A 24,299-nucleotide genomic window follows, 5' to 3' on the forward strand; every position below is an offset into this window, starting at 1 on the left:
ATCATTTATCGAAATTAGTTGATTTTGAGTAACTGAATTTCCAGATTCATCTTGATATGTCCAAGTTATGGTTTCTGTTTCTGTAATAGGAAGAACAGCATTGGTTGTTCCAATTATTTCCCCATCACAATTATCAGTTGCTGTAGGTAGAGTTAATGATGTTACTTCACATTGAGCTGTAACAACTTCTAATTCTTCAAAAACGGGAATAGGATTGATATCATCACCTATTAATACCATAACTTCAAATCTATCTTCGCTCTCACAGTCACCTTGAACGCGAGCGGCATATAGTATTTCTCCGTTAGATATGTTATAATTTGGATCGAGAGAAGTACCTCCAAAACTTTGAGAATACCAAACTACAGAAGAAGTATCAAGCTCAATATCTTCAAGAAGTGGAGATTCACAAAATAGCTGTGAAGCTTCACCTTCTGGGGGCATTAATTCACAATTACTGGTTGGTAATATTTGAATGTTATAATCTTCTACTTCACCCCAAGTAAAATTTTCACATGGTGATGGAGTTTCATTATATTTCATAGAAACTCTCATTCTTAAATTTTCACCTACAACACTTTCAGCTGGTACTGTAAATGTATTTGAGACTTCATCGGCTGTTGATGGGGCTGATTGAAGTACCTGTTCACCGCTGTCTGTAAATAGTCCATTTCTATTAAAATCTATCCAAACTGAAACACCTTCTTGGTAAACCGTCCCCGACCACGCGGGATTAACAGTAACGGTGTAGGTTTCATTAATAATAAGATTAGTTGAAATAGCTGTAAAATCTGAGTAACCAGAACCTGCTCCAGATTCATTATCAATAGTTTCAAGTCTTACTCTTGCAATATATTCATCACTGGTATCAGAAGCTGAAGAATCACAATAACTTAGCACAAATTCTTCAGTGGTAAAGGTTAAAATTTCAGAGTAATCTGATTCGGTATTTTCAGAAGTACAGATCGAACTAACTTGAACTTCATAGGTAGTTAGTTCCGTTAAATCATTAAGGTTTATAAAATTGTTGGATAAAGAAACTTCAATCCATTGGTCGTCAGATTGTTTTTTATATTTAAAATTATACTCAACATTTGACATATTGTCCCAAAACAATGAAGCTGAATTGTAACTTACTCCACTAAGACCTAAACCAGTTGGAGTAGTAGCTTCACAAACTAATGGTTGGGTTGTTAGACCAGTTACAATTAAAGTAAAGTTTTGTTGTGAATTTGAAAGTTGCCCTTTGTGTGTAACAGTAATGGTATATATTCCTGAAGCGTTATCAATATCAACACGTTCAAAATTATCTTTAGTATTATTTCCTTTTTCGTTAGAATTAACCCCTGTAAGCTTCCAAGGTAAATATTCAATTCCACTTTGCTCAACTTTTATGTCTAAGTCATTAACCAAACTAGCAGTATCTAAATTAATACTTGTAGACGATTGGCCAGCAGGGTCTGTCCATGATATTGAAGCTAACAAATCATCAACATTATTACTCTCAACTTCAATTGTATAGGATTGATTAGGAAATAACGAAAGAGGATTTATAATAGCCCCATTATCTTTACTGGACAATGTTTCAGCCGCTCGTTTTGCATTCATCAATCCCCAACCAAAATTAGCATCTGGTCCTTCTAATCCAGCGTCATCGGCCGTATGTAAGATTAAACCTTTCAAGGTAGCTGACAACATGTATTCGTTAAATAAGTTTTGTGAATGCTGTTGAAGTAATAAAGCACTTCCAGCTACATTTGGAGCTGCCATAGATGTACCTGAAATGGTACTGTAGGAGTTATCTGCATCAGCAAAGGTAGAAAATACTCCTGTTCCATTACCTGTAATATCTGGCTTTATTCTGAGGTCATCTGTTGGTCCTTGACTACTAGTTGTATTTATTAAAACTGAAATCAATTCGCCATCAGGACTAACGTCAGCATCTCTTCCATTAGCTACTACAAGATTATTTTTTGATGTTGAGAAACCTGTTAACTTATCAAATTGTGGAAAATTAGGATTGAGTGGTGAACCATTCCAAGAATTATTACCATCATTTCCAGCAGCAACAACCATAAGGTAGTAGGGAGTATTGTATAAAAGGTTATCCCAATTACTAGATTCGTCTATGTAGCCTCCAAAATAGTAATCTGGCAAATTGTCAGGCATATAACCATAAGAATGATTAGATATTAACATCCCAGCAGCAGCAGAATTAGCGGCTTCAACTAAATCATTATTCCATTTATATGAATCAACTTTTGATTTCGGTGCCATTCCTTTAGCAGCTGGCAAAATACCCGAAGCTATAATAGTTCCCGTAACGTGGCCTGCATGAAAATTCAAATCTAGACCTTCTGAGGCTTCATCCATAATAGTAACTCTAGACCCGTTAGATTCACCTTGATATTCTTGATGAGTAGCTCTAGCATGACCTCCGTCCCAAACATGAGCAATCATGTCTTGTCCATCAAGGTTAAATCCTGTCGAACCTCCAATATTCAAATGATTTGTTCTTGTGGATTTAGCTGCATCAACATTAAAGCTTTGATAGTATAAAGGAGTCCCATCATCTAAAACGTTTTGTAACTCTGCAAATTTCCCATTACTTAATCTTAATTTAGGAGAGATGTTAAGCTGTTTTGCCTTAACTAATTTATTATTTTCTTTATTTAAAGCAATAAGCCTATATTTAGATATAAGTTGATTAAGTTTAGTTAAATCATACCTAGATGTAATTAGTTCTTTTTGGTCTTTAGTTTGAGCGATACTAAAGCTACTTGATAAAACAAGTAAAAATATTAATAGTTTTTGTAATTTCTTCATCTTAAAAATTGAAATCGAAATATATATATTTATGTAGCATAAAAAAAATATTTTTACAAATCAATTTTACATCTTAATATTGATAAGTCTTTTTTTTATTCTATTTATTTGTCTACTTCTTTGACTGTAAATTATTAGTTCAATTTTAGTTGCTATTGTTAATTGAAGTTAAGATTACTTCTCATTTATGTGTTGTATTTTTCAATGTATCATTTTAAATTTAACATAAATAATGGCGGATATGCAGGTTATTTATCAATTTCCATCAATCGAAGTACTAACTTTCAGAATTATAATTACTTGTCCTTTTTGAGCATATGTCTATTCATTAAATATTATTTAATTAAACATATAAAAATGATTTCTTTTTTGGAATTTTTATTAGTAGCTACAATTATTATTTGTCCAAACAAAGATATGTTCTGGCTCGTAGGCAATTAAATAAGTTAAAATAATACTTTAAGAACACATTTATGCCATAGGCTATGTTGCACTTAAATTATTCCACTTATTTTCAGCTACGTACTTATCTACTTTATTATTATGCAATGGGTCGATAGCCAATAAATGAATCCATTCATTTTCGATAAGTTTTTTTAAGTTTGGGTTGTTATTTAATAGACTATTAATCAATTGTTTTGGAGCATTTATAAAAACAGACAAACGTTGAGGTTTATGGTAATAATTTTCGTCAGATTGTTTTACAGATTGTAGAGGTAGTCCGGTTTTTAAATCACCACCATTGCCTTGTACAACTCCAAACTTTCCAACTATATTAAGGGTGATTTTAGAACCACTGCCATAATTTGCATTATTAACTGTACTAAAGTAATAATGGTTGTTAATCCATTGTGTTACCACCATTGGGCCGTTTAAAATAGCATTTAATGCAGTTCCATCTTCATCTTTTTTCCAATCGTAGGAATGTAAAAAGCATTCACTTTCTAAATTCATATTTTGGGTAAGTGCTCTAGGGCCAATTATAAATCCAGCATTTTTTGCTAAGCCCCATTCTGGCCTTGTTTCAGACCAGTCTGAAGATTTTCTGTAAGCTAAATTTACACTATTGCTTTTCCCAAGTCTTTCTAAAGTTGCCGTTTTTTGAGCTATTTTTAAATCAGATTTTAATGCTTTAATTTTTGCTTCAAATTTAATAGGAGCATCTCCATCGAATAAAGAAATTTCATCGGTTGTTGTGTTGTGTTCAGCTCCAATAAAAAGCGTGTTATTCTCAAGTTTTATCTGATGCTTTGTTAACAAAGCTTTTCTAACCTCTGTTTGATTTGCCAATTGAGCGATTAGTCTAGCATTATGTCTGCCTGGACTTGCTGCACATGCACCGCAATCTAAACTAGAAGCAAATGGGTTATTGGCTGTTTTACTAGCATGTCCAGCAAAAACAACTAAATCGGCAAATTTTTTCCATCCCATTAAATCGAAAGCTGATTTTACAATTTGCACACGTTCATCTAAACTTAACTCTGAAGCATCGTTAGCATGTTCAACCTTGGTTTTACAAGTAGTCTCTAAATATTTAATATCTTTTTGATGGTCTTTTTTGAAGAAAAAGCTTCTTTTTACTAATTGAAAACCATATACTAATCCTGCTCCTTCAACAAAACCAAAGGCAGATGGAAGTATATTTTTCATTCGTTTTAAAAAATAATTTTTGAATGAACTTCGCTTATGTTGTTTTTTTAATTTTTTGAAATTATTTTCTTCTTCTATATTTCCTTCTTCTGTAACCTTATACGCTGAAGCTAAAATGGGCGGACAAGATTTTCTTTTAATTCCTGAAAATGCATCTTCGTAATCCATAGCAATACCAAAAAAACCTGCGTATCCATAAGTTTCATAATTTCCAGCAATTTCAATATTTCTTCGAATTAATTCTGAACGGGTATCAATACAAAATACTAATTGTACATCGATAGGTTCGTTTTTTTGTATGGGATTAGAAGCTGCTAAATTTAGTTGATAAACCATTTTATTTTGCCAAGCATCTTCAATAGCTTTTAAACAATCTATACTAACGTTAAAAACCTTTTGTTCAGATTCAGTTAAATAAAAATTAGAGGGTAAACTGACTTTTAAGAAATACGAAATTAATATTCTTACCGCTAAATAATCTGCTAGTGGAAATGGGAATTTTTTAAACCATTCCGTAGTATTCTCTTGTCTGTATTTTAAAAAACCAACCCAACCATGAAGCGAAGCAAAATGCTTTTCGAAAATTTTTACTTGCTCGTTGGTGCTTATATCGTTAGTGAATTTTTCAATTGCACTTATGCTATCTTTTGGAAAATTAAATGACTTACTAATGTTTAAATTGGCATCGTATTTGGCTAGGCTTTTCCAGGCAGCATAAAAGCCTTTTTCTTTGTTTGGCATTTCCCAATCAGCTAAACCTTCATCTAAAAAAACACTCATCCATTTCACTAAAACTTGATCTACTGCTTGTGTCTTGTTTAGGTTACTTTTAGATTTTAGTTCTTTAATTTCTTCAAAATATCTATCTATATTACCCGAATATTGATGTGTTTTTAAAATTTCAGCTAGTTGAGATGAGTTTAATAAATTTGTTTGTAGCGCATCTTTAAAAAAATGAGCATCAGGCAAGGCTAAGTTACCAGTTTTTTGATATGCATTTAAGCAAGCAGTTTTAAAATTCTGTTTTTCGTAACCAGATAAAGGATTTGAAGTAACAAATGAGTATAATGGCCAAGTAGTTCCAACAGATGTAGCCGCTAATTCAATATTTTGCTTCAGAATTTGATGATTCATTTTTTAAGATTTGAATTTTAAAATCGTGTTTTTGTTGGGTTGTGTTAGGTTTAAAAGCTTTACATATAGCCAAGGTGAGTTTCGATAAATTCCGAGTTTCATTAAGAAGAAGCTGGCTAAAAAAAGAATGCCAAAGCTAATTTCGAAAAGGCTCAATTGGTGTGGTTTAATTACAAAATTAGATTCATTTAGTATTAAACTCACTGCGTTATAAAACACTGCATACAGTACGATACCTATTACAAAAAAACTAATTGAAACAATTAGGCGCTGTCCAAAACTATAGCTTTTTTCTCTAATAATGTTATAAGTGGCTTGTCCTACAGTAATAGCAACAATTAAGGTTAAAAATATGCTAGTATTATTTAGACTTGTTTTTCCGGTTAACAGCATAAATAAAACAGCTCCTGCTAAACCAAATAAAATAACAAAAAATGCTTGAATTATTTTGATGTTAATCTTGGTAACTTTGTTTGGATTGCTCATCTCTATCTCTTCACCAGAAGAAAGGAATAAGTAAGCTTTATAAAATCCATGTAATATTAAATGAGCAATGGCAGCATTAAAAAAGCCCAAGCCACATTGCATCACCATAAAACCCATTTGGGCAATAGTAGAACAAGCCAGTTTATGTTTTACATTCACTTGAAGCAGTTTTACAAACTGAGCAATTAAGGCTATAAAACCACCCAAAACAAAAAGTAGCATAAGCGTGTTAGACCTAATAAGTAAACTTGCAAATAAGGTAAACAAAATTCCTGCACCATTTATAAAACCTGCATGCATTAATGCAGAAGCTGGAGTTGGGGCTGTCATTGCAGAAAGTAACCATCTATGAAAAGGAAATAAAGCAGATTGAATAAAGCCAGCGATTATTAACAAAATGGCTGCTATAACAAGCATGGAGTTTGGTATAAGATCTAAATTATTTAAAATGTAGTCCAACTGAAACGAACTGGAATAATACGTTAAGATGCTTAAGCTTAATCCTAGTAAAATTGTACTGGAAAAGAAAAATCGAAAGGCATAATTAGACGCATGTCTTGCTTCGCCCCAATCTGCATTAACGCCTATTAATTTGGCCATAAATAAACCCATTAAAAACCAACTTAACAGAATTAAAATACTCGAATTTGCTATTACAAAAAATAAAACAGATAACACAAACCCAATGCTAAATAGCGAAAAACGTTTTTGATAGGTGAAGCCTTGTAAATATCGTTTTGAATAGGTGCTTATTAAAGCTCCAAAAAAACCTACAGTTGTAAATATAATTAAGCTTAAACCATTAATACGTATGTATTTTCCTAGGTAAATAACTTTTTCTTGTATAAAATATAAGGGTATGCAGATAAAACTGACTATAAAAAATATCCATAATAAGGGTTCAATTATTTTAGATACTGTTGGTACTTGATTTTGCATTGTAGAAATCTTTAGTAAGTATTACAAAATTTTTTAAGCAAATTATTAAATTACTTCAATATTCAAAAAACCAGATATTTTAAATTTTTTAGAATTATCCTTACTTTCTTTAATGTAATTTTTAAAACTTTCTTTTTCACCCTTAAGTTGATCTATTCTTTTGTTAATAGGTTTTTTATCGCTAAGTTGGTCCCTTTCCCAAAGCTGCATTCCTTCAACTTTATGAAAGTTAATTTTTTGATCGATTAAAGATGAAACTATATCTAGTGCTTGTACTTTGCTAAATTCCCCATCAACTAGTTTAATTGTCTTTTTTAATTCAGCAGTTTCATTTCCCATCTTAGTTTTCATAAATTTTATTTGTTTTGTGTAAACAAAGGTTGTAATTTTAGACTCTAAGTTCTTATTAATATATTTTATAGAACCTATTAAAAATATTTATGAATTATACGTTGCATCAGCTTAGGGTTTTTTTGAAGATTTCAGAAAGTCAAAGCATCACCAAAACTTCTGAAGAATTACATCTTAGCCAGCCAGCGGTTTCTATACAATTAAAAAATTTTCAAGAGCAGTTTTCTATTGCTCTAACGGAACAAATCGGTCGTAAAATTTATATTACAGACTTTGGTAGAGAAATAGCAACATCGGCAAGAAATATTTTAGAAAAGGTTGAAGAAATAAATTATAAAACAAATGCCTATAAAGGATATTTAACTGGTAAATTAACACTTTCTATCGCATCTACTGCAAAGTATGTAATGCCCTATTTTTTGACCGAATTTATGCAGACTTACCAAGCTATAGACTTGGTGATTGATGTAACTAATAAAACAAAAGTGATTAGAAGTTTAGAAAAAAATGAAGTTGACTTTTCTATGGTTTCAGTTTTGCCCGATAAATTAAAGGTAAATACACTAGAATTACTTCAAAATCAATTATTTTTAGTTGGATCTTCACTTACAGGACACGATTTAAATAATATAAATAGTTTAGACGATTTACCTTTTATTTATAGAGAAGAAGGTTCGGCTACACGAAAAGCAATGGAAGATTTTTTAATTTCAAATAAAATTTCGATTGATAAAAAAATTGAATTGACTTCTAATGAAGCTGTAAAACAAGCTGTAATTGCAGGACTCGGTTTTTCTATAATGCCATTAATAGGTATTAAAAATGAATTAAAAAATAAAGATTTACAAATTATTCCTTGTAAAGGGCTTCCTATAACTACCAAATGGCAGCTTGTTTGGCTGGCATCTAAAAATCTTTCGCCAGCTGCTCAAGTTTTTTTAAATTTTATAGAAACACATAAAAATGAAATTGTTAAAAATCATTTTTCATGGATTAAGGACGATTTTAGCTAAAAATTAATTTTTTAAATGGCATAAATGCTAGCAGTGCATTTATAAAATGAATTTATAGTGTATATTTTGGTTGCCAATCATTTTTTATTTTGCTTCACCCAAATTTTACAGAAATATTGAAAAATTTATAAGAAAGTCTGAACCTAAACAAAAAGATACTTACTATTTATTTTTTTCGCATATATATTGAAATGGGAACACCGTTAAAATCGAAATTTTTACGCAGTTGATTTTCAAGATATCGTTTATACGAATCTCTAACGTATTGAGGTAAATTACAGAAAAATGCAAATTGTGGTTGTGGAGTAGGTAATTGAGTAATGTATTTAATTTTTACATATTTACCTTTTAATGCTGGTGGTGGGTTTTGCTCTATTAATGGAAGCATTGTTTCGTTAAGTACACGTGTTTTAATTTTTTTGCTTCTGTTTTTATAAACTTCAATAGCAGTTTCTATGGCCTTATAAATACGTTGTTTGTTAAGTACAGAGATAAAAACAATTGGTACATCGGTAAACGGAGAAATGCGTTCTCTAATTGAAGCTTCAAAATTTTTGATGGTATTGGTTTCTTTTTCAACTAAATCCCATTTGTTGGCTAAAATCACGATGCCTTTACGGTTGCGTTCGGCTAACCAAAATATATTTTCTACCTGCCCATCAAATCCACGATTAGCGTCAAAAATTAAAATACATACATCGGCATGCTCAATGGCGCGAACACTTCGCATTACAGAATAAAATTCTAAATTTTCTTTTACTTTAGATTTTTTTCTAATTCCAGCGGTATCTACCAATTTAAAATCGAATCCAAAGCGATTATAACGTGTGTCGATAGCATCTCGAGTAGTTCCAGCAATATCGGTTACAATGTATCTTTCTTCACCAATTAAAGCATTAATAAAAGACGATTTTCCTGCGTTTGGTCTACCTACAACGGTAAGTTTAGGTAAATCTTCTTCTACTTCTTCAACCGCATCGGGTAAAGCTTCTACCACTGCATCGAGTAAATCGCCGCTTCCACTTCCATTAATGGCAGAAATGGTGTAATATTCACCTAAGCCTAAACTATAAAATTCAGTAGCATCTAATATATTTTTATTGCTATCTACTTTATTTACTGCTATTACAACAGGTTTGTTGCTTTTGCGAAGTAATTTAGCTACGCCTTGGTCGTCGGGAGTAATTCCTGAAGTTACATCTACAACAAAAATTATAACATCGGCTTCTTCAATGGCTAATTCTACTTGTTTATCAATTTCAGCTTCAAAAATATCGTCGCTACCCACAACATAACCGCCTGTATCGATAACGGAAAACTCTCTTCCATTCCAATCGGTTTTTCCGTAATTGCGATCACGGGTTACACCACTTGTACTATCTACAATAGCTTCACGGCGTTGAATTAAGCGATTAAAAAAAGTAGATTTTCCCACATTTGGTCTTCCTACAATGGCAACTATATTTCCCATAACTGAAATTTTAACAATTTGCAAAGGTACTACTTTTTAATGGTTTGGATTGTAATTGTAGCTTCAGCTAAAAAGAAATTAATCGATACAAATAATCTTGTTTTAATTAAAAACATTTTACATTTGGAATGGTATCGTGCTATAAATGAGAATAATTTATCTTTTTTTATTTTGTTATAGATTTAACGAAAGGATTTGGCTTAAGAAAAAAGAATAAGTCTACTAAATTTTGATGCGATGCCAGATAATATTAATTAATCAGTTTTAACCAGACACTCATGTTTAAAAAATTTATTTAGTAAAATGTCTAAACCAACTCATTTTGATTTTGAAAATTCAGTAAGCCTTAGGGTACATTTTCAATTAGAAACAAAAAAGTCTTTTACTGCTCTTGTAGAAAGTATAAAAATGCTTCCAGTTTCAACGTTAAAAAAAATCAGTTTAAAAGTAAGCGACCAACATATATGGTTAGGTATTGCTCATAAAAATAAAAAAATGTATTCTCCAAATTTGCATTTAGAATGCAAAAAAGTTTTAAATACTACGCAAATCAATGCCAAATTTGGACCTGATCCAGCATTGTGGACTTTATTTATGTTTTTGCATTTTGGCTTGGGTATTACCATAATTAGTACACTAATTATGATGTACGCAAATTTTGTATTACAAAAAAGTATCAATTTTCAAATTAGTTTATTAATCCTGTGTACTTGTATTTGGATTGCCCTTTATTTTTATGCTAGATATAATCGTAATCGTGGAAAAAAGCAAGCTTATTTTTTACTTCATACTATAAAAGGAGTATTGAAATAATATTCTTGTAAGGTTTAGTTATTTTAAACTACCCCATTATTTTATTATGTATATTTGACACTCACACATCAACTTAAATTAAATGGAATTATTAATCGTTATTGGAGTAATTGTTGTTTTAGTTATATGGGTTATTGCTATTTACAACAACTTAGTAGGTTTAAGAAATAGAAGAGAAAATGCATTTGCAGATATCGATGTTCAGCTAAAACAAAGACATGATTTAATACCACAATTAGTTAATGCAGTAAAAGGATACATGTCTCATGAGCGTGAAACACTCGAGTCGGTTACCAATGCAAGGCGACAAGCTATTAATGCGAGTACTGTAAATGAAAAAATAGCAGCAGAAAAAGAACTAGGTTCAGCTTTACAAGGCTTAAGTATTCAAGTTGAAGCATATCCAGATTTAAAAGCTAATGAAAACTTTATGCAGTTGCAAAATGAAATTTCAGATATTGAAAATAAGCTTGCTGCTGTTCGACGATTTTTTAACTCGGCTACACGAGAATTAAATACTGCCATTGAAAAATTTCCTAATGTTGTTTTTGCGGGAATGTTTGGTTTTCAACGCCAGCCTATGTTCGATTTAGGAGAAGCTAGAGCTGATCTAGATAAAGCTCCAGATGTAAGTTTCTAATTTTAATTTTATGGCAAAATTTGTGGGTATTCAAACCCAAATTAAACGTAACAATACACGGTCAGTTCTTATATTAATTGCTTTTCCCTTGTTGTTGTTAGCAGCTGTTTTTGCTGCAACTTATTTTTTTACCTTCGATGAATATGGTAACGCACAACCCGAAGTTGCTATAGATTTATTTTTAGGTGCTATTCCAGCTACACTTATAATTGTTGGTATTTGGTTTGTAATTGCTTACTTTTTTAATGCAAAAATGATTGCTATGGCAACTGGTTCAAAAACCTTAAGCCGTAAAGAAAATATGCGTGTTTATAATCTCGTTGAAAACTTATGCATGAGTGTAGGTATGCCAATGCCAAAAGTGAAAATTATTGAAAGTGAAGCGCTGAATGCTTATGCTAGTGGAATTCGGAAAAGAGATTACACAGTAACTTTAACGAGAGGCTTAATTAACAAACTTGAAGATGATGAACTAGAAGGTGTAATTGCACACGAATTGATGCATATTCGAAATAATGATGTTCGATTACTTGTAGTAAGCATTATTTTTGTCGGTATATTTTCTTTTGTAGTGCAAGTAGCTTTTCGAAGTTTTTTATACGGAAGTATGACTTCACGAAGAAATAATAAAGACTCTGGAAAAGCTATGATTATTATTTTGGTAATTGCTGCTGTTGCTTACTTTATTTCACTTTTATTCAAATTTGCGCTGAGTAGAAAAAGAGAATACATGGCAGACTCCGGTGCCGCAGATATGACGCGTAAGCCTTGGGCACTAGCATCTGCTCTAAAAAAAATAGCTCCAAATCATCATGTAGATGATGTAAAAAGCGAAGATGTACAAGAATTGTTTATTGAAAATACTCCCAAAGACGGAGCAGTAGGTTTTATGGGAGGAATAGGGAAGTTGTTCTCTACGCATCCGCCCATAGAAAAGCGAATTCAGTTTTTAGAGCAATTTTAATGTTGAAAATTCTTCGATAGAAATACATATAATTCAAAAGCCGATTTATTTTCATAAATCGGCTTTTGAATTGAAATAAAAAACCTACTTATTGCTTTATTAACTTATAAGTATGACTTTGTTTGGTGTTTGTTTCTTTAATTAAATAAATTCCAGGACTCCATTCACTTGTATTAATTTGCACTCTAGTTGTATGTATTGAAACTTTATCAATTAATCTACCTTGTGTGTCAAAAATGCTCAATTGTGTTCCCATGGCTTCTGCAGGAGCATAAATATGTGTTTGGTTAATTGCTGGGTTAGGCGCAATTTTTAGTTTATTTTCAACTGTAAAATCATTGCTGCTTAAATTGGTTTCTTGGTATATTCGAACATAGTCAATATCCATACTGCTTTCGGTAAAAGTAGAATCTATGCTAGGTTCTATAGCTATGTTAAGTAAGATAAATTGATCTTTATCAAACGGCCAAGTATCTGCGTTATAGACATTAGGTTGATAGGTATAGTGCACTACATCGTCAACACTAAAAACCATTCTGTTGGGAAACCATTCTAAGGTGTACACATGGTAATCGGTAGAAGCAGTTGGAATAACTTGTCCGCCATGGTTTATGGTTCCACCAAAACTTGATGGTGTGTGCATGGCACTAGAAATGTAATTTTGGTTGGTTCCCCAATGTTCCATAATATCAATTTCACCGCAAGCTGGCCAAGGAGTTGTACCAAAACCTTCATTATCCCAATACGTTCCGATTTCTTCAATATTTGTTCCTAACATCCAAATGGCTGGCCAAGTTCCAACTCCTGTCGGCAGTTTTGCTTTAACTTCAACTCGACCATAAGTAAATGCAAATTTTGAGTTTAATCTAGCCGAAGTATAATCTTTAGTTATACCTTGATCTGTAAAGGTTTCATTTTTAGCAACTATATGTAATTCTCCATTATCTAAATATGAATTATCAGTTCGGTTTGTATAATGTTGTATTTCTCCGTTAAACCAAGAATTTCCGTTAAGTGGTAAAACAGTTTGATGATGCCACTTGGTAAAATCAATAGCTCCGTTACCATCAAATTCATCAGCCCAAACCAACTCATCGTAAATGGGGTCTTCTACAGGTTCTTCATCAGACTCTTCACCTTGAAAATAAAAATCATCAATGTAAGCTAAAACTTCGTCTGTATTGTTTTCACCATTAATTTGTATTAAAACTTTATTTAAATCATTTCGATTTAGTGGAGCAGGAGAATCTGGACTTAGATTAATGTAATTATCATTTGCAAAATCGAAGCTAACTTCTTGCCATTCGTCTAAAATTATGGGTTTTATAATTTCAGTTTGTGTACTCCATGGCGCTGGAATTTGATTATTTTGAAGTTTTAATGAAACTTGATTAGGCTGATTGCCTGTTACACCACTAGAAGGAACATATATTTTAAAACTAAAAACGGTGTTGGTACCTAAATTAATGGAAGCTGAATAATTAAAGAAAGCATTTGCAAAACTTCCCCCAGTGTCATGATAACTTAGTACATTATTCGATGTATTTATACCTTCTAGATATGGATTTTCAAATGCTTCAATTACTTCGCAGTCATCTTGTTGCCAATTTATACTGCTACTTCCTTCAAAATCATCTTGTAAAAGTTGGCTGTAAAGCGAAATATTAAATAAACATAATAGAATTAAACTTACTTTTTTCATTAACATAATTTTTTTCACAATATATATTATTTACCATTGTTTAAAACATCTTTTTCCTTAAAAATCAAACTAGTTAAGTTCTTGTAGTGGTTTATCTTTTAAAAGTACAGCTTCGTTCAGTTTAATTAGGAAATTATATTTAACAAAACATCAATTTAGTTGATGTTGAAAAACACAAACAATAGTAAAATCTTATATCTAAATAAAAAATCATAAGAATAATTTAGCATCTTAAACCTATAATTTGGCTAGTTTTGTTCTAAACAAATTTAAAAATTTAAACTATGTCAATTGTAGGTAAAACCTTTCCAGATTTAACAGTAGATGCCATGAATGAAATGGGCGATACATTTAAAATAAATGTATTAGAAGAAGCAAAAAAGAACAATAAAAAAGTATTGTTGTTTTGGTACCCAAAAGACTTTACGTACGTATGTCCAACCGAACTTCATGCATTTCAAGAAGCTAAAGCTGAGTTGGAAAAAAGAAATGTAGTTTTAATCGGTGCATCTTGCGACACTCCAGAAGTGCATTTTGCTTGGTTAAATACAGCTAAAGACGATGGTGGGATTGAAGGCGTAACATACCCAATTCTTGCTGATAGCAACCGAAATTTAAGTAGAAAATTAGGTATTTTAGATGTAACTAACGAACGTTATGACGACGAAACTGGCGATTATTTAGTTGATGGCGATAATGTTACTTACCGTGCAACTTATTTAATCGATGAAGAAGGTTTAGTATTTCATGAAGGAATTAACTTTATGCCTGTTGGAAGAAACGTACAAGAATTCATTAGAATGATTGATGCTTACACCCACGTTCAAAAACATGGTGAAGTTTGTCCTGCAAATTGGGAAGAAGGAAAAGAAGCGATGAAAGCAGACCGAAAAGGTGTAGCTTCTTATTTAGCTTCTAAATAAACTATCCATAAATAAATGTTCAAGTAAGCTTGCGCTTACTTGAACAACTAAAATAAATAAAAAAGCTATGTTCCAAGAATTAAAAGAAGATACATTAAAAGAAGTAGTAGAGTCCAACAATAAGGTTGTTGTACAGTTTTCTGCAAGTTGGTGCGGGAATTGCCGTTTAATGAAGCCAAAATTTAAAAAATTAGCAGGAGAAAACGAACACATTCCTTTTGTTTTAATCGATGCTGAAAAAAATCCTGAATCTAGAAAGTTAGCTAATGTAAATAACTTACCCACATTTGCTGTTTTTGAAAAAGGGGAATTTAAAAATCAAGTACAAACCAACAAATTTGAATCTTTAAAAGAATTAGTCAATGAAGTTACCAATAATTAAACATTTTCAAAAAAATAATGATGCCCAAAAGCTAGAACATACCATTGAAGTATTAGAGTCTTTTTGTGAACATCGTTCCGTTAAAGAAGATGAGATGGATGTAGTTGGAGAGCTAATAACAAATTTAGCAGGCGCAGTAGAAATGGACAAAATGGTTAAAGACGGTATGTCTGAAAAAGATGCAGCCAATGCTTTTGCTAAGCGTGTTTTAGGTTCTATAGACCAATAATCCATACCATTAAAATTTTATAGAAGCCTTTATAATTTTCAATTGTTACCAATTTTCATGATTGTTTTTTGGTTTGATTATATCTAGACAATAGAATTATAAAGGCTTCTTTATGTGTTTTTTTTACTTTATGCTGCAGTTTTAAAGTTAGGTTTAGGCTTTTTAGTTGTTCACCAAAAATATTTAAAATGGAAATTTTTGGTAAACAGAAGTTAAGACGACTTTTGGTACCAAAAATACTCAGTTTAGTCTAAGAAATATCGAAAGTAAGTTAGTTACACCAACTTAACTATCAAAAGAGAATAAAATACTCCAAGATACTTTACAAATATAAATTGGATGAACTCCAATTTGTTTCACTAGCGATTACTTTTCTTTTATTCAATTAATTTTTCATCTTGAGTACTTTACTAAAAAATCTTCTTCCTAATATTGTTCGTTTTCATTAGGGAAATCGCCAGACTTTACATCTTTATTGTAATCTTGAATGGCTTTAGTCATGATTGTGTTTAAATCGGCATAGCGTCTTAAAAAACGCGGACTAAACTCATGGTCCATTCCTAACATATCATGAATTACTAAAACTTGGCCGTCAACTCCGTTTCCAGCACCAATTCCGATTACGGGAATACTAATACTTTTAGCTACTTCTTCGGCCAATTTTGCTGGCACTTTTTCTAAAACAAGTGCAAAACAACCTAAGCGTTCTAAAAGCAATGCATCTTCTTTTAATTTTTCTGCTTCGGCTTCTTCTTTTGCACGAACGGTATAAGTTCCAAATTTATAAATAGATTGTGGGGTTAAACCTAAATGTCCCATTACAGGAATACCAGCTTTTAAAATTCGTTTAATAGAATCTTTAATTTCACTTCCACCTTCTAATTTTACGGCATGTGCTCCACTTTCTTTCATAATTCGTATTGCAGAGCGCAAGGCTTCTTTTGGATCGCTTTGGTAACTTCCAAATGGTAAATCTACCACCACCAAAGAACGATTAATCGCGCGAACTACGTTGGTAGCATGATAAATCATATGGTCTAAGGTTATAGGAAGCGTAGTTTCGTGGCCTGCCATAACGTTGGAAGCAGAATCGCCCACTAAAATTACATCAATACCAGCTTTATCTACAATTTTAGCCATGGTAAAATCGTAGGAAGTTAACATCGATATGCGTTCTTTATTGGCTTTCATATCGACCAAAGATTTTACGGTAATTCTTTTATATTGCTTTTTAGCTACAGACATAATTTTAGTTTTTACAAATGTAGGATTTTAGCTTGAATTTATCTTTTAAGAGAACAATTTCAACACTAATTCCATTTAATTTTAGCTATTAATTTCTTTCAATTTCGTTTTAAAGTCTTTACTAAAGTCTTTCCCAGTAGGGTATTCAAAAACTTCTAATTTAAAATATGGAACAGCGGCTAAAATATGATCAAAAATATCAGCCATAATGTGTTCGTAATTTTTCCAAATTTTATCTTTACTAAAAGCATAAATTTCTAACGGAACACCTTCTGGACTCGGAGCTAATTGCCGGCTCATTACCATCATATCTTTATTTATAGCAGGATGCTGTTTTAAGTATTCGTCTACATATTTTCTAAACATACCAAAATTAGTGAGATTTCTGCCGTTAATTAATACAGATTTGTCGGCTTTAATTCGGTTATTGTGCTCGTTTATTTCGCTAGAACGTTGCCCTACATAGTTTGTAATGAGTTGTATCTTTTTAAATTCTTCTATTTCATTTTTATTTAAAAATTGAATAGATTCTGCCTTTATTAATACTGCACGTTTAATTCTTCTCCCGCCAGATTGACTCATGCCCCGCCAGTTTTTAAACGAATCGGATATTAAATAATACGTAGGAATTGTAGTTATGGTATTATCGAAGTTTCTAACTTTTACAGAAGCCAAATTAATTTCGAATACATCACCATCAGCCCCATATTTTTCCATACTAATCCAATCGCCAATTCGCACGGTATCATTCACAGAAACTTGAATACTAGCAACAAATCCTAAAATTGTATCTTTAAAAACCAATAATAAAACAGCAGATAGTGCGCCAAGACCAGTAAATAGTTTTGTTAAAGAACGGTCGGTTATAATGCTGAAGATTACAACAATACCAATTAACCAAACCACAATCATAAATACTTGAATGTAACTTTCTACAGGTTTATCTTTAAAAGCCTTCATGGTTTTTAAAAAATCCTTAAAAGTTAATAAAATGCTTCGTAAAAGTGCAATAATGAAAACTACAGATAAAAGGCTTACTAATTTTTCTGCATAAATTTCAGCTTCGGAGAAATCCACTAATATAGAAGGGGTTAAAACTGATATAAAGTTAATGGTTATTAAATTTGAAATATGTAGAAAGGTTTTGTTTTTAACTAAATAATCGTCAAAATGAGTTTTAGATTTAGCGGCAATTTTATTTACAACACGCTCACCAAAAACACGCAGAACCTTGTAGATTATATAAGCCAATAAAAAAGTAAAAACCAAATTAATAAGCAAGTTTAAATACTGCGCTAAACTTTCATTCAATCCTAGGTCTTCTGTAAAAATCCTGTAAAAATACCGAGTTATGGGTTTGGAGCTCATGCTTAAATTTTATTCAAAAATAAGAAAGTTAGGTAGATAAATTTCAGTTAAAACAAGAAGTATTTTCTCTAAAAAGCAGACTTATATATTCCTGCCTGTTTTAGTTTTTCTTGAAGGTGTTTTACTAATTTCAATTCATTTGTTGAAAGCTTCAAAAGTATTTTTTGTTTAAAAGACAAGCAATTTAAATCGATTTTACTTTTAGCAAGTTTCCAATTTTGATCTTCTTGTATCTTCGATTTCAAATAAATAGAAAACCAATTTTGGTTGAGGTATAATTTTAAAAACTTATGATTAGTGCCTTGTTTTTTATATTTTTCTAAAAGGATTATGCGTTCTTTAAAACGTGGAGATTGCGACAGATTATTCTCAGAATTTACATAATAACTAAAGGTTGTTTTAGGTATAAAAACTATATTTTTTTGTAAGCCAATGCGAATAAATAGGTCGGTGTCTTGACCAGATGCAATATGTTTGTCGAATTTTCCAATGCAATTAAAAAACTCTTTTTCAATAACAAAACCAGAAGTAATGAGCAAATCGTGAGCTAAACTATTTTTAAAGTAGGGAAGAACCACAGTGTTTTTCGGAATTTTAAAATTGTATGTTGCTTTACGGGTACGAAATTTATGGTCAATTATTTCCGCTTGTGAAGTAAAAATTGATTCATTTGGAAATTTCGATATGGCTTCGTGTAAAACCGATAAGTGATTTGCTTTCCATACATCGTCGGCATCTAAAAAAGCTATCCATTTAGCTGAAGCTATATCAACACCGTGATTTCTTGCAGTTGCAGCACCTTGGTTTGTCTGGCTTTTTATTGAGATCCGAGGGTCTGTAAAAGCTTCAACCTTTTGTAAAGAACAATCTGTAGAACCATCGTTTATTATGATTAATTCAAAATCTGAAAACTTTTGCTGCAATACACTTTTAATGCAATTTTGAATGTAATTTGCTTTATTATACAAGGGAATTACTACAGAAAAAAAATGACTTTTAGTTTTCATTACCCAACGAATTAACCTGCTTTAAATGACAAAAATAAAGCATCCTGTATAAATTGAAACAAAACAAGTTTGGCGAGTTACTTTTTAAGTTTAATACCAAAAGCTTAGCCAGTGTTTTATAAATTAAGTTGCAAGATGAAATTAATTTTAATTTTTTAAGCTTCAAAAAAGCTTGTTGAATGGGCCGAAAATTATTCGAAATTATATTTTTATTTTCTAATAAAATAATACTTTTTAGTGCATCTTCTGTTTTATGAACAAAAGTTTCATTGTTTTCTAAGCCCAAGTGAAACACTGCATTGTTTATATGTTTTATAGCTGTTTTAGCCTTTTTTAATTGATAAGCCAAAACCATATCTAAACCATAAACGTGGTTTAATACCAGTGTGTACTTTAAAAAAACATGCTTTTGGATACAAATTGCACCAGTTACTAAACTTTTATATGTATTGTTTTTTCGTTGTTTTAAACTTTGTTCTTCATTTGCTTTACCGTATTTCCACCGTAATAAAAACTGAGCATTTGTAGGTTTTTCTTGGTATTTAATTCCGCCAAAAATTACATCTGTATTTTCATCTTTAGTAATCTGTTTAATAAAAAGATCGATAAAATTCTTTTTTTGCGGAATTACATCAGCATCTAAAAAAAGCAACCAATTATATTGAGCCGCTCTGGCTAACAATACTCTTGTTTTTTCTCTTCCTAAATTTGTTTTATTTTTTATAAGCCTTACATAAGGTAAATTTTCAAGCTGATAATAGCTGTTTTGAATTTCTGTATCTGTAGAAGCATCATCGCCAACAATAAGTTCTACTTCAACATCTAGTTTTTCAATCTCTTGTGCTAGACTGTAAACCAAATTTTGGCAGTTATCGTTGAAATTAGGAATGAGAATGCTTAACAATTTCAGAATTTTATTAACTTTACAAAGTTACTTAATTAAATCCATCCTTTTTTATTATGAATCGCTTTCAAATTGCAGATCAAATTTACAAAAAATTAGTAGCGCATCAAGTTGTTATTAAAGATCAATTTAACAAGCATAAAGAAGCTATTCCTTTTTTTTATATTGATGATTTGCTGCCGGAAGCTTTGGCTTTAAATTTATTCGAATTATTTCCAGAGAGCCATGATATGATGCATAAAAAAAGCATTAGAGAAGACAAGTATGTTGGTTTTAAAATGAATAAATACAATGCTTTATTAGAAGAATGTATTTATGCTTTTCAGCAACCTAAAGTTGTTAATTTAATTGCTGAAATTTGCGGAATTAAGTTTGCGGTACCTGATGAACATTTATATGCTGGTGGTTTGTCTTGTATGGGAGAAAACCAATTTTTAAATCCACATTTAGACAACTCTCACGATAAAGACCGACAGCTTTGGCGTGTTTTAAATTTATTATATTATGTTTCACCTTCATGGGAATTAAATGATGGTGGGAATTTAGAATTGTGGCCTAATGGTTTACATAAAAAACCGATAACAATTCACTCTAAATTTAATAGATTGGTAGTTATGGCTACACATCAAAATTCACTTCATTCGGTTTCTAAAGTTGAAACCAAAAGTTTTAGATGTTGTATTTCTAATTATTATTTCTCCAAAAAGCCTTTTAGAATTAATGATGAATTTCATGTAACTTCATTTAGAGGAAGACCAAATGAATTTTTAAAAGATAAAATACTTCAATTAGACTCCATGATACGAATGGGTATTAGAAAAATTTTCAAGAAAGGTATTGTTGAAAATCCGCATGTGTATAAAAAGGAAAAAAATTAGACTGCTCTTTTCTGTACAACTTCAAATACTTTTTGTCCATCGCATTTTAAAGTTTTAGAAGGATATTTTAAAAGTAATGCATAATCGTGCGTTGCCATTAATATCGTATTTCCATTTTTATTTATTTCTTGAAGCACTTCCATAACTTCAACCGAAGTTTGTGGATCTAAATTCCCAGTAGGCTCATCTGCTAAAATTAACTCTGGGTCGTTTAACAAAGCCCTAGCAATGGCAACGCGCTGTTGTTCGCCACCCGATAATTGATAAGGAAATTTAAAGTTTTTGGTTTTCATTCCGACCTTGGTTAGCACTTGGGTAACTTTTTCCTTCATTTTGTTTTTTTCCTTCCAGCCAGTTGCTTTTAGCACAAACAATAAATTATCTTCGATGTTCCTATCGTTTAATAATTTAAAATCTTGAAAAACAATACCTAATTTACGTCTTAAAAAAGGAATTTGCTTTTCTTTTAATGTGCTTAAATCTTCTCCAACAATCTTGCCTTTGCCTTCTTTTAAAGGTAAATCACCGTATAGAGTTTTCATAAAACTACTTTTACCGGTTCCTGTTTTACCAATTAAATAAACAAATTCTCCTTTGTTAATACTAATATTAATATCAGATAAAACTAAGCTTTCTCGTTGGTAAATACTTGCGTTTTTGAGATCTAAAATAACTTCAGACATAAAAAAGTATTTTTTGTTTGGGTCTAAAGATATTATTTATTGTGTAATTGAAGTAATAAATACAAAGCAAAGTTAAAGTAAATGTAAACCGCTGTTGCTGTTGTAAATTTATGAAAAACTAAATAATGAACATTCCTTCTTCAAAACATCCTAGAGTGGTAATTGTTGGTGGCGGTTTTGCAGGTATATCTTTTGTTAAAAAACTCTTCAATAAGCCAGTACAATTAGTACTGCTCGATAAACGCAACTACCATACATTTCAACCCTTATTATATCAGGTTTCTACTTCAGGATTAGAGCCCGATTCCATCGCTTACCCGCTTCGTAAAATTTTAAATAAATCTAATAATTCTTTTTTTCGCTTAGCTGAAGTACATCAAATTTTACCTGAAAATCGAACAGTTGAAACAAATATCGGCAGCTTAGTTTACGATTATTTAATTATTGCGACCGGTTCGAAAACCAATTTTTTCGGTAATAAAAATGTTGAAAAAAATGCAGTTTGGATGAAGTCAGTACCACAAGCCTTAAATTTACGTAGTTTAATTTTAGAAAATTTTGAACAAGCTACTATTACGGAAGATGAAGATAGAAGAAAAGCTTTACTGAATTTTGTAATTGCTGGAGCTGGCCCTACTGGTGTTGAGCTAAGCGGTGCGCTTGCCGAATTAAAAAACCATATAGTTACTAAAGATTATAAGGATTTAAATCCAGATGAAATTCATGTACATTTATTAGAAGGTGAGCAAAGAGTGCTGCCACCTATGAGTGAAAAATCTTCTGCAAATGCTCAACGATTTTTAGAAAACTTAGGTGTAAAGGTGCACACTTCTACATTTGTTGAAGACTACCAAAACAACATTGTAACAACCAACACGGGTAAAAAGTTTAAAACAGAAACTTTTATTTGGTCGGCTGGAGTTACTGGAGCTCCAGTTCGGGGATTAAAAGCCCATGCATTTGTAGAAAAGACTAACCGCTATCAGGTAAATCAGTTTAATCAAGTTCATGGACATGAACATATATTTGCTATTGGCGATATTGCCATCATGCAAAATGAAGATTATCCTAATGGACACCCTATGGTTGCTCAGCCAGCTATCCAGCAAGGCGAACATTTAGCTAAAAATCTCTTATTGCTTTTAAATAATAAAAGTATGAAACCATTTTCGTATTTCGATAAAGGCACCATGGCAACTATAGGAAGAAATAAAGCAGTAGTAGATTTAGGTAAGATAAGGTTTGGTGGTTTCTCTGCTTGGTTTGTATGGATGTTTGTGCATTTGTGGTTTTTAGTTGGTTTTAGAAACCGTATAGTAACATTTTTTAATTGGGTTTACAATTACATTAATTACGATAGAGCTGCACGATTAATTGTACGGCCATTTAAAACTAAACGAGTAGAAATGAATGATGCAGATTAATTAAACTTATTATTTTCGTTAAATGAAGAAGGCAGTAATTTTGGAATAAAGCGAATAATTATCGGAAGTAAAACGCCACCACCTGGCAGAGCAAAAATTGCTAAAGAAGGAATGCTTTTAAATATATCGAAAAGCTGTTCTTTTACTTTTTGTTTTTCAGTTAAACTTAAATCGCGATTGGTTGATGCTTTAAGTAAAATGAACAATTCCTTACTTTCCATTATCTCCTGTGTTAGCCTTTTTTTGTTTCTTCTTAATAAAACTTGAGTGTTTCGTTGTGTTCGGCTATAAAAATTTTGAAGTGGATTTTTAGCGTTAAAATATGCTATTTCTGATTTGTATTCAGTTACAAATTTTTGTAAATATTCAATTGAAGATTGTACTTCGTTAGTAGCTAAATCAATTTTTAATGCCAGTTGAAAAACAAATTCAGATTCTGAAACTTCAATTAATTCGTCGCTATAAATAGCCATACAAATTAAGTCGATGGCATATTTTTTAATTGAATAATCATCAAGGATTTTAAAATTAACTTCATCGAATGCACACATTTTATTTTGGTTTCTCTTTTCGTATCGTAAGGAAGAAAGTAGAAGTTTCATAATTAATTCTTCATATTTTCCTAATTCAGTTTTTTCTTGAATAGCTAAATACACTAAATTAATTAAAACACCTTCTAATTCGATGGCAAGTTGATTAAGTTTTTCAGGTTGTTTTAACCATATTTGAAAGCAAATTACATCAGCAAAAAGCATTGCATTGGTAAGTAGTTTACTGAAGTTTTTTTGAAGCAAGCTTCCTTTGGGTTGTACACGATTATGAATTATAGTTTCTAGGTTTAACGCATGGTTTTTACTAGCTAACGAAACTCCAAAGTTTTTCTTCGAGTTAGAAGTAATTTGGGTATAAAAACTGATAATTTGTTCTATTTCTGAAGTGTTTGTAGTACCAGCCGATTTCGATTTACAAACATGCATTAAGGCATAAACTAAATTTAGTTTTGCTAACTCTTCTTGGGTGTAATTTAATTCGGTTTTTAGTTCAGTATTTATGCAACTTATATTGGTTCCGTAAATAAAACCAGCATTAAGTAAATAATCGTAAAATTCATGTTCATCCCAATTTTTGGAATTATTAAAAAAAGATTCTGATGCTAGTTGTAGCTTGGTAATCCAACCTTGTGTAGATGGATTCATACATTAAATTTAATTTATAAATATAAACATTTACGACAAATACAAATTAAAAAAGCTACTTTTTAAAGCAG

Annotated in this window: 21 protein-coding genes; 9 read left to right on the forward strand and 12 right to left on the reverse strand. The window is 31.2% G+C overall.

What is annotated here, in order from left to right; all coding sequences use genetic code 11:
* The 4 genes from IEV63_RS02565 to IEV63_RS02580 form a co-directional block, all read right to left on the reverse strand.
* The coding region (locus IEV63_RS02565) for a S8 family serine peptidase (RefSeq protein WP_188405199.1) at positions 1-2,826 on the reverse strand (2,826 nt) is incomplete at its 3' end.
* Between the two features lie 483 nt (positions 2,827-3,309).
* Positions 3,310-5,610: a putative inorganic carbon transporter subunit DabA gene (locus tag IEV63_RS02570; protein WP_188405200.1), complete on the reverse strand. Its 2,301-nt coding sequence runs from the start codon at positions 5,608-5,610 to the stop codon at positions 3,310-3,312.
* Positions 5,611-5,613: 3 nt separating this feature from the next.
* A complete protein-coding gene (locus tag IEV63_RS02575; RefSeq protein WP_188405201.1) occupies positions 5,614-7,035 on the reverse strand; it encodes a proton-conducting transporter transmembrane domain-containing protein in 1,422 nt (473 codons plus the stop codon).
* A 45-nt stretch (positions 7,036-7,080) separates the two neighbouring features.
* On the reverse strand, positions 7,081-7,386 hold the full coding sequence (locus IEV63_RS02580) for a hypothetical protein (protein WP_229737159.1): 306 nt from the start codon (positions 7,384-7,386) through the stop codon (positions 7,081-7,083).
* Positions 7,387-7,475: 89 nt separating this feature from the next.
* Between IEV63_RS02580 and IEV63_RS02585 the strand changes: the two genes are divergently transcribed.
* The gene (locus tag IEV63_RS02585) at positions 7,476-8,399 is read left to right on the forward strand and encodes a LysR family transcriptional regulator (protein ID WP_188405202.1); all 924 of its coding nucleotides are present in this window, start codon (positions 7,476-7,478) and stop codon (positions 8,397-8,399) included.
* A gap of 166 nt (positions 8,400-8,565) precedes the next feature.
* On the opposite strand, the gene der is transcribed toward IEV63_RS02585, so the two are convergent.
* Positions 8,566-9,870 carry a ribosome biogenesis GTPase Der gene (der, locus tag IEV63_RS02590; protein WP_188405203.1) on the reverse strand — a complete coding sequence of 435 codons (1,305 nt, stop codon included), beginning with the start codon at positions 9,868-9,870 and terminating at the stop codon, positions 8,566-8,568.
* A 303-nt stretch (positions 9,871-10,173) separates the two neighbouring features.
* On the opposite strand from der, the gene IEV63_RS02595 reads away from it, so the two are divergent.
* The 3 genes from IEV63_RS02595 to IEV63_RS02605 all read left to right on the forward strand — a co-directional run bounded on the left by IEV63_RS02595 (position 10,174) and on the right by IEV63_RS02605 (position 12,287).
* Entirely contained in the window at positions 10,174-10,683 is a 510-nt protein-coding gene (locus IEV63_RS02595; RefSeq protein WP_188405204.1) for a hypothetical protein, read from the forward strand.
* Between the two features lie 82 nt (positions 10,684-10,765).
* Positions 10,766-11,323, forward strand: a complete 558-nt coding sequence (locus IEV63_RS02600; protein WP_188405205.1) for a LemA family protein — start codon at positions 10,766-10,768, stop codon at positions 11,321-11,323.
* Positions 11,324-11,333: 10 nt separating this feature from the next.
* Positions 11,334-12,287 (forward strand): M48 family metallopeptidase, encoded by a 954-nt coding sequence (locus IEV63_RS02605; RefSeq protein ID WP_188405206.1) that lies wholly within the window; start codon positions 11,334-11,336, stop codon positions 12,285-12,287.
* Between the two features lie 88 nt (positions 12,288-12,375).
* Here the strand turns inward: IEV63_RS02605 and IEV63_RS02610 are convergent, their stop codons facing one another.
* Positions 12,376-13,989 carry a family 16 glycosylhydrolase gene (locus IEV63_RS02610; RefSeq protein WP_188405207.1) on the reverse strand — a complete coding sequence of 538 codons (1,614 nt, stop codon included), beginning with the start codon at positions 13,987-13,989 and terminating at the stop codon, positions 12,376-12,378.
* Positions 13,990-14,273: 284 nt separating this feature from the next.
* Between IEV63_RS02610 and IEV63_RS02615 the strand changes: the two genes are divergently transcribed.
* From IEV63_RS02615 to IEV63_RS02625, 3 genes are read left to right on the forward strand one after another with little or no spacing between them, the layout of a single operon-like run.
* Entirely contained in the window at positions 14,274-14,912 is a 639-nt protein-coding gene (locus IEV63_RS02615) for a peroxiredoxin (RefSeq protein ID WP_188405208.1), read from the forward strand.
* A 52-nt stretch (positions 14,913-14,964) separates the two neighbouring features.
* Positions 14,965-15,294 carry a thioredoxin family protein gene (locus tag IEV63_RS02620; protein WP_373283707.1) on the forward strand — a complete coding sequence of 110 codons (330 nt, stop codon included), beginning with the start codon at positions 14,965-14,967 and terminating at the stop codon, positions 15,292-15,294.
* The gene (locus IEV63_RS02625) at positions 15,275-15,523 is read left to right on the forward strand and encodes a DUF6952 family protein (protein WP_188405210.1); all 249 of its coding nucleotides are present in this window, start codon (positions 15,275-15,277) and stop codon (positions 15,521-15,523) included. The genes IEV63_RS02620 and IEV63_RS02625 overlap by 20 nt, the downstream gene beginning before the upstream one ends.
* 426 nt (positions 15,524-15,949) lie before the next feature.
* Here the strand turns inward: IEV63_RS02625 and panB are convergent, their stop codons facing one another.
* The 4 genes from panB to IEV63_RS02645 all read right to left on the reverse strand — a co-directional run bounded on the left by panB (position 15,950) and on the right by IEV63_RS02645 (position 20,047).
* Positions 15,950-16,768 carry a 3-methyl-2-oxobutanoate hydroxymethyltransferase gene (gene panB / locus IEV63_RS02630; protein ID WP_188405211.1) on the reverse strand — a complete coding sequence of 273 codons (819 nt, stop codon included), beginning with the start codon at positions 16,766-16,768 and terminating at the stop codon, positions 15,950-15,952.
* Between the two features lie 81 nt (positions 16,769-16,849).
* A complete protein-coding gene (locus tag IEV63_RS02635; RefSeq protein ID WP_188405212.1) occupies positions 16,850-18,136 on the reverse strand; it encodes a mechanosensitive ion channel family protein in 1,287 nt (428 codons plus the stop codon).
* A 68-nt stretch (positions 18,137-18,204) separates the two neighbouring features.
* The gene (locus IEV63_RS02640; RefSeq protein WP_188405213.1) at positions 18,205-19,143 is read right to left on the reverse strand and encodes a glycosyltransferase family 2 protein; all 939 of its coding nucleotides are present in this window, start codon (positions 19,141-19,143) and stop codon (positions 18,205-18,207) included.
* Positions 19,133-20,047, reverse strand: coding sequence for a glycosyltransferase (locus IEV63_RS02645; RefSeq protein WP_188405214.1), 915 nt, complete (start codon positions 20,045-20,047; stop codon positions 19,133-19,135). The genes IEV63_RS02640 and IEV63_RS02645 overlap by 11 nt, the downstream gene beginning before the upstream one ends.
* A 56-nt stretch (positions 20,048-20,103) precedes the next feature.
* Here IEV63_RS02645 and IEV63_RS02650 point away from each other — a divergent pair, with 56 nt between their 5' ends.
* Positions 20,104-20,925: a 2OG-Fe(II) oxygenase gene (locus IEV63_RS02650; protein ID WP_188405215.1), complete on the forward strand. Its 822-nt coding sequence runs from the start codon at positions 20,104-20,106 to the stop codon at positions 20,923-20,925.
* On the opposite strand, the gene IEV63_RS02655 is transcribed toward IEV63_RS02650, so the two are convergent.
* Positions 20,922-21,608 carry a cell division ATP-binding protein FtsE gene (locus IEV63_RS02655; protein WP_188405216.1) on the reverse strand — a complete coding sequence of 229 codons (687 nt, stop codon included), beginning with the start codon at positions 21,606-21,608 and terminating at the stop codon, positions 20,922-20,924. The two genes, IEV63_RS02650 and IEV63_RS02655, sit on opposite strands and share 4 nt — an antisense overlap.
* 125 nt (positions 21,609-21,733) lie before the next feature.
* Between IEV63_RS02655 and IEV63_RS02660 the strand changes: the two genes are divergently transcribed.
* Positions 21,734-23,032: an NAD(P)/FAD-dependent oxidoreductase gene (locus IEV63_RS02660; protein WP_188405217.1), complete on the forward strand. Its 1,299-nt coding sequence runs from the start codon at positions 21,734-21,736 to the stop codon at positions 23,030-23,032.
* Here IEV63_RS02660 and IEV63_RS02665 read toward each other — a convergent pair.
* Positions 23,029-24,228, reverse strand: a complete 1,200-nt coding sequence (locus tag IEV63_RS02665; protein ID WP_188405218.1) for an LETM1-related biofilm-associated protein — start codon at positions 24,226-24,228, stop codon at positions 23,029-23,031. The genes IEV63_RS02660 and IEV63_RS02665 overlap by 4 nt on opposite strands.
* Positions 24,229-24,299: the final 71 nt, after the last annotated feature.

The organism is Psychroflexus salis, from assembly GCF_014640175.1.
In the GTDB taxonomy this organism is placed as follows: Bacteria; Bacteroidota; Bacteroidia; order Flavobacteriales; family Flavobacteriaceae; genus Psychroflexus; species Psychroflexus salis.

Coding starts and splice junctions, on each gene's coding strand:
- IEV63_RS02575 (WP_188405201.1), bottom strand. CDS start 7,035: ATGCAAAATCAAGTACCAACAGTATCTAAAATAATTGAACCCTTATTA.
- panB (WP_188405211.1), bottom strand. CDS start 16,768: ATGTCTGTAGCTAAAAAGCAATATAAAAGAATTACCGTAAAATCTTTG.
- IEV63_RS02610 (WP_188405207.1), bottom strand. CDS start 13,989: ATGAAAAAAGTAAGTTTAATTCTATTATGTTTATTTAATATTTCGCTT.
- IEV63_RS02595 (WP_188405204.1), top strand. CDS start 10,174: ATGTCTAAACCAACTCATTTTGATTTTGAAAATTCAGTAAGCCTTAGG.
- IEV63_RS02625 (WP_188405210.1), top strand. CDS start 15,275: ATGAAGTTACCAATAATTAAACATTTTCAAAAAAATAATGATGCCCAA.
- IEV63_RS02600 (WP_188405205.1), top strand. CDS start 10,766: ATGGAATTATTAATCGTTATTGGAGTAATTGTTGTTTTAGTTATATGG.
- IEV63_RS02585 (WP_188405202.1), top strand. CDS start 7,476: ATGAATTATACGTTGCATCAGCTTAGGGTTTTTTTGAAGATTTCAGAA.
- IEV63_RS02650 (WP_188405215.1), top strand. CDS start 20,104: ATGAATCGCTTTCAAATTGCAGATCAAATTTACAAAAAATTAGTAGCG.
- IEV63_RS02640 (WP_188405213.1), bottom strand. CDS start 19,143: ATGAAAACTAAAAGTCATTTTTTTTCTGTAGTAATTCCCTTGTATAAT.
- IEV63_RS02660 (WP_188405217.1), top strand. CDS start 21,734: ATGAACATTCCTTCTTCAAAACATCCTAGAGTGGTAATTGTTGGTGGC.
- IEV63_RS02615 (WP_188405208.1), top strand. CDS start 14,274: ATGTCAATTGTAGGTAAAACCTTTCCAGATTTAACAGTAGATGCCATG.
- IEV63_RS02635 (WP_188405212.1), bottom strand. CDS start 18,136: ATGAGCTCCAAACCCATAACTCGGTATTTTTACAGGATTTTTACAGAA.
- IEV63_RS02655 (WP_188405216.1), bottom strand. CDS start 21,608: ATGTCTGAAGTTATTTTAGATCTCAAAAACGCAAGTATTTACCAACGA.
- IEV63_RS02570 (WP_188405200.1), bottom strand. CDS start 5,610: ATGAATCATCAAATTCTGAAGCAAAATATTGAATTAGCGGCTACATCT.
- IEV63_RS02580 (WP_229737159.1), bottom strand. CDS start 7,386: ATGAAAACTAAGATGGGAAATGAAACTGCTGAATTAAAAAAGACAATT.
- der (WP_188405203.1), bottom strand. CDS start 9,870: ATGGGAAATATAGTTGCCATTGTAGGAAGACCAAATGTGGGAAAATCT.
- IEV63_RS02605 (WP_188405206.1), top strand. CDS start 11,334: ATGGCAAAATTTGTGGGTATTCAAACCCAAATTAAACGTAACAATACA.
- IEV63_RS02665 (WP_188405218.1), bottom strand. CDS start 24,228: ATGAATCCATCTACACAAGGTTGGATTACCAAGCTACAACTAGCATCA.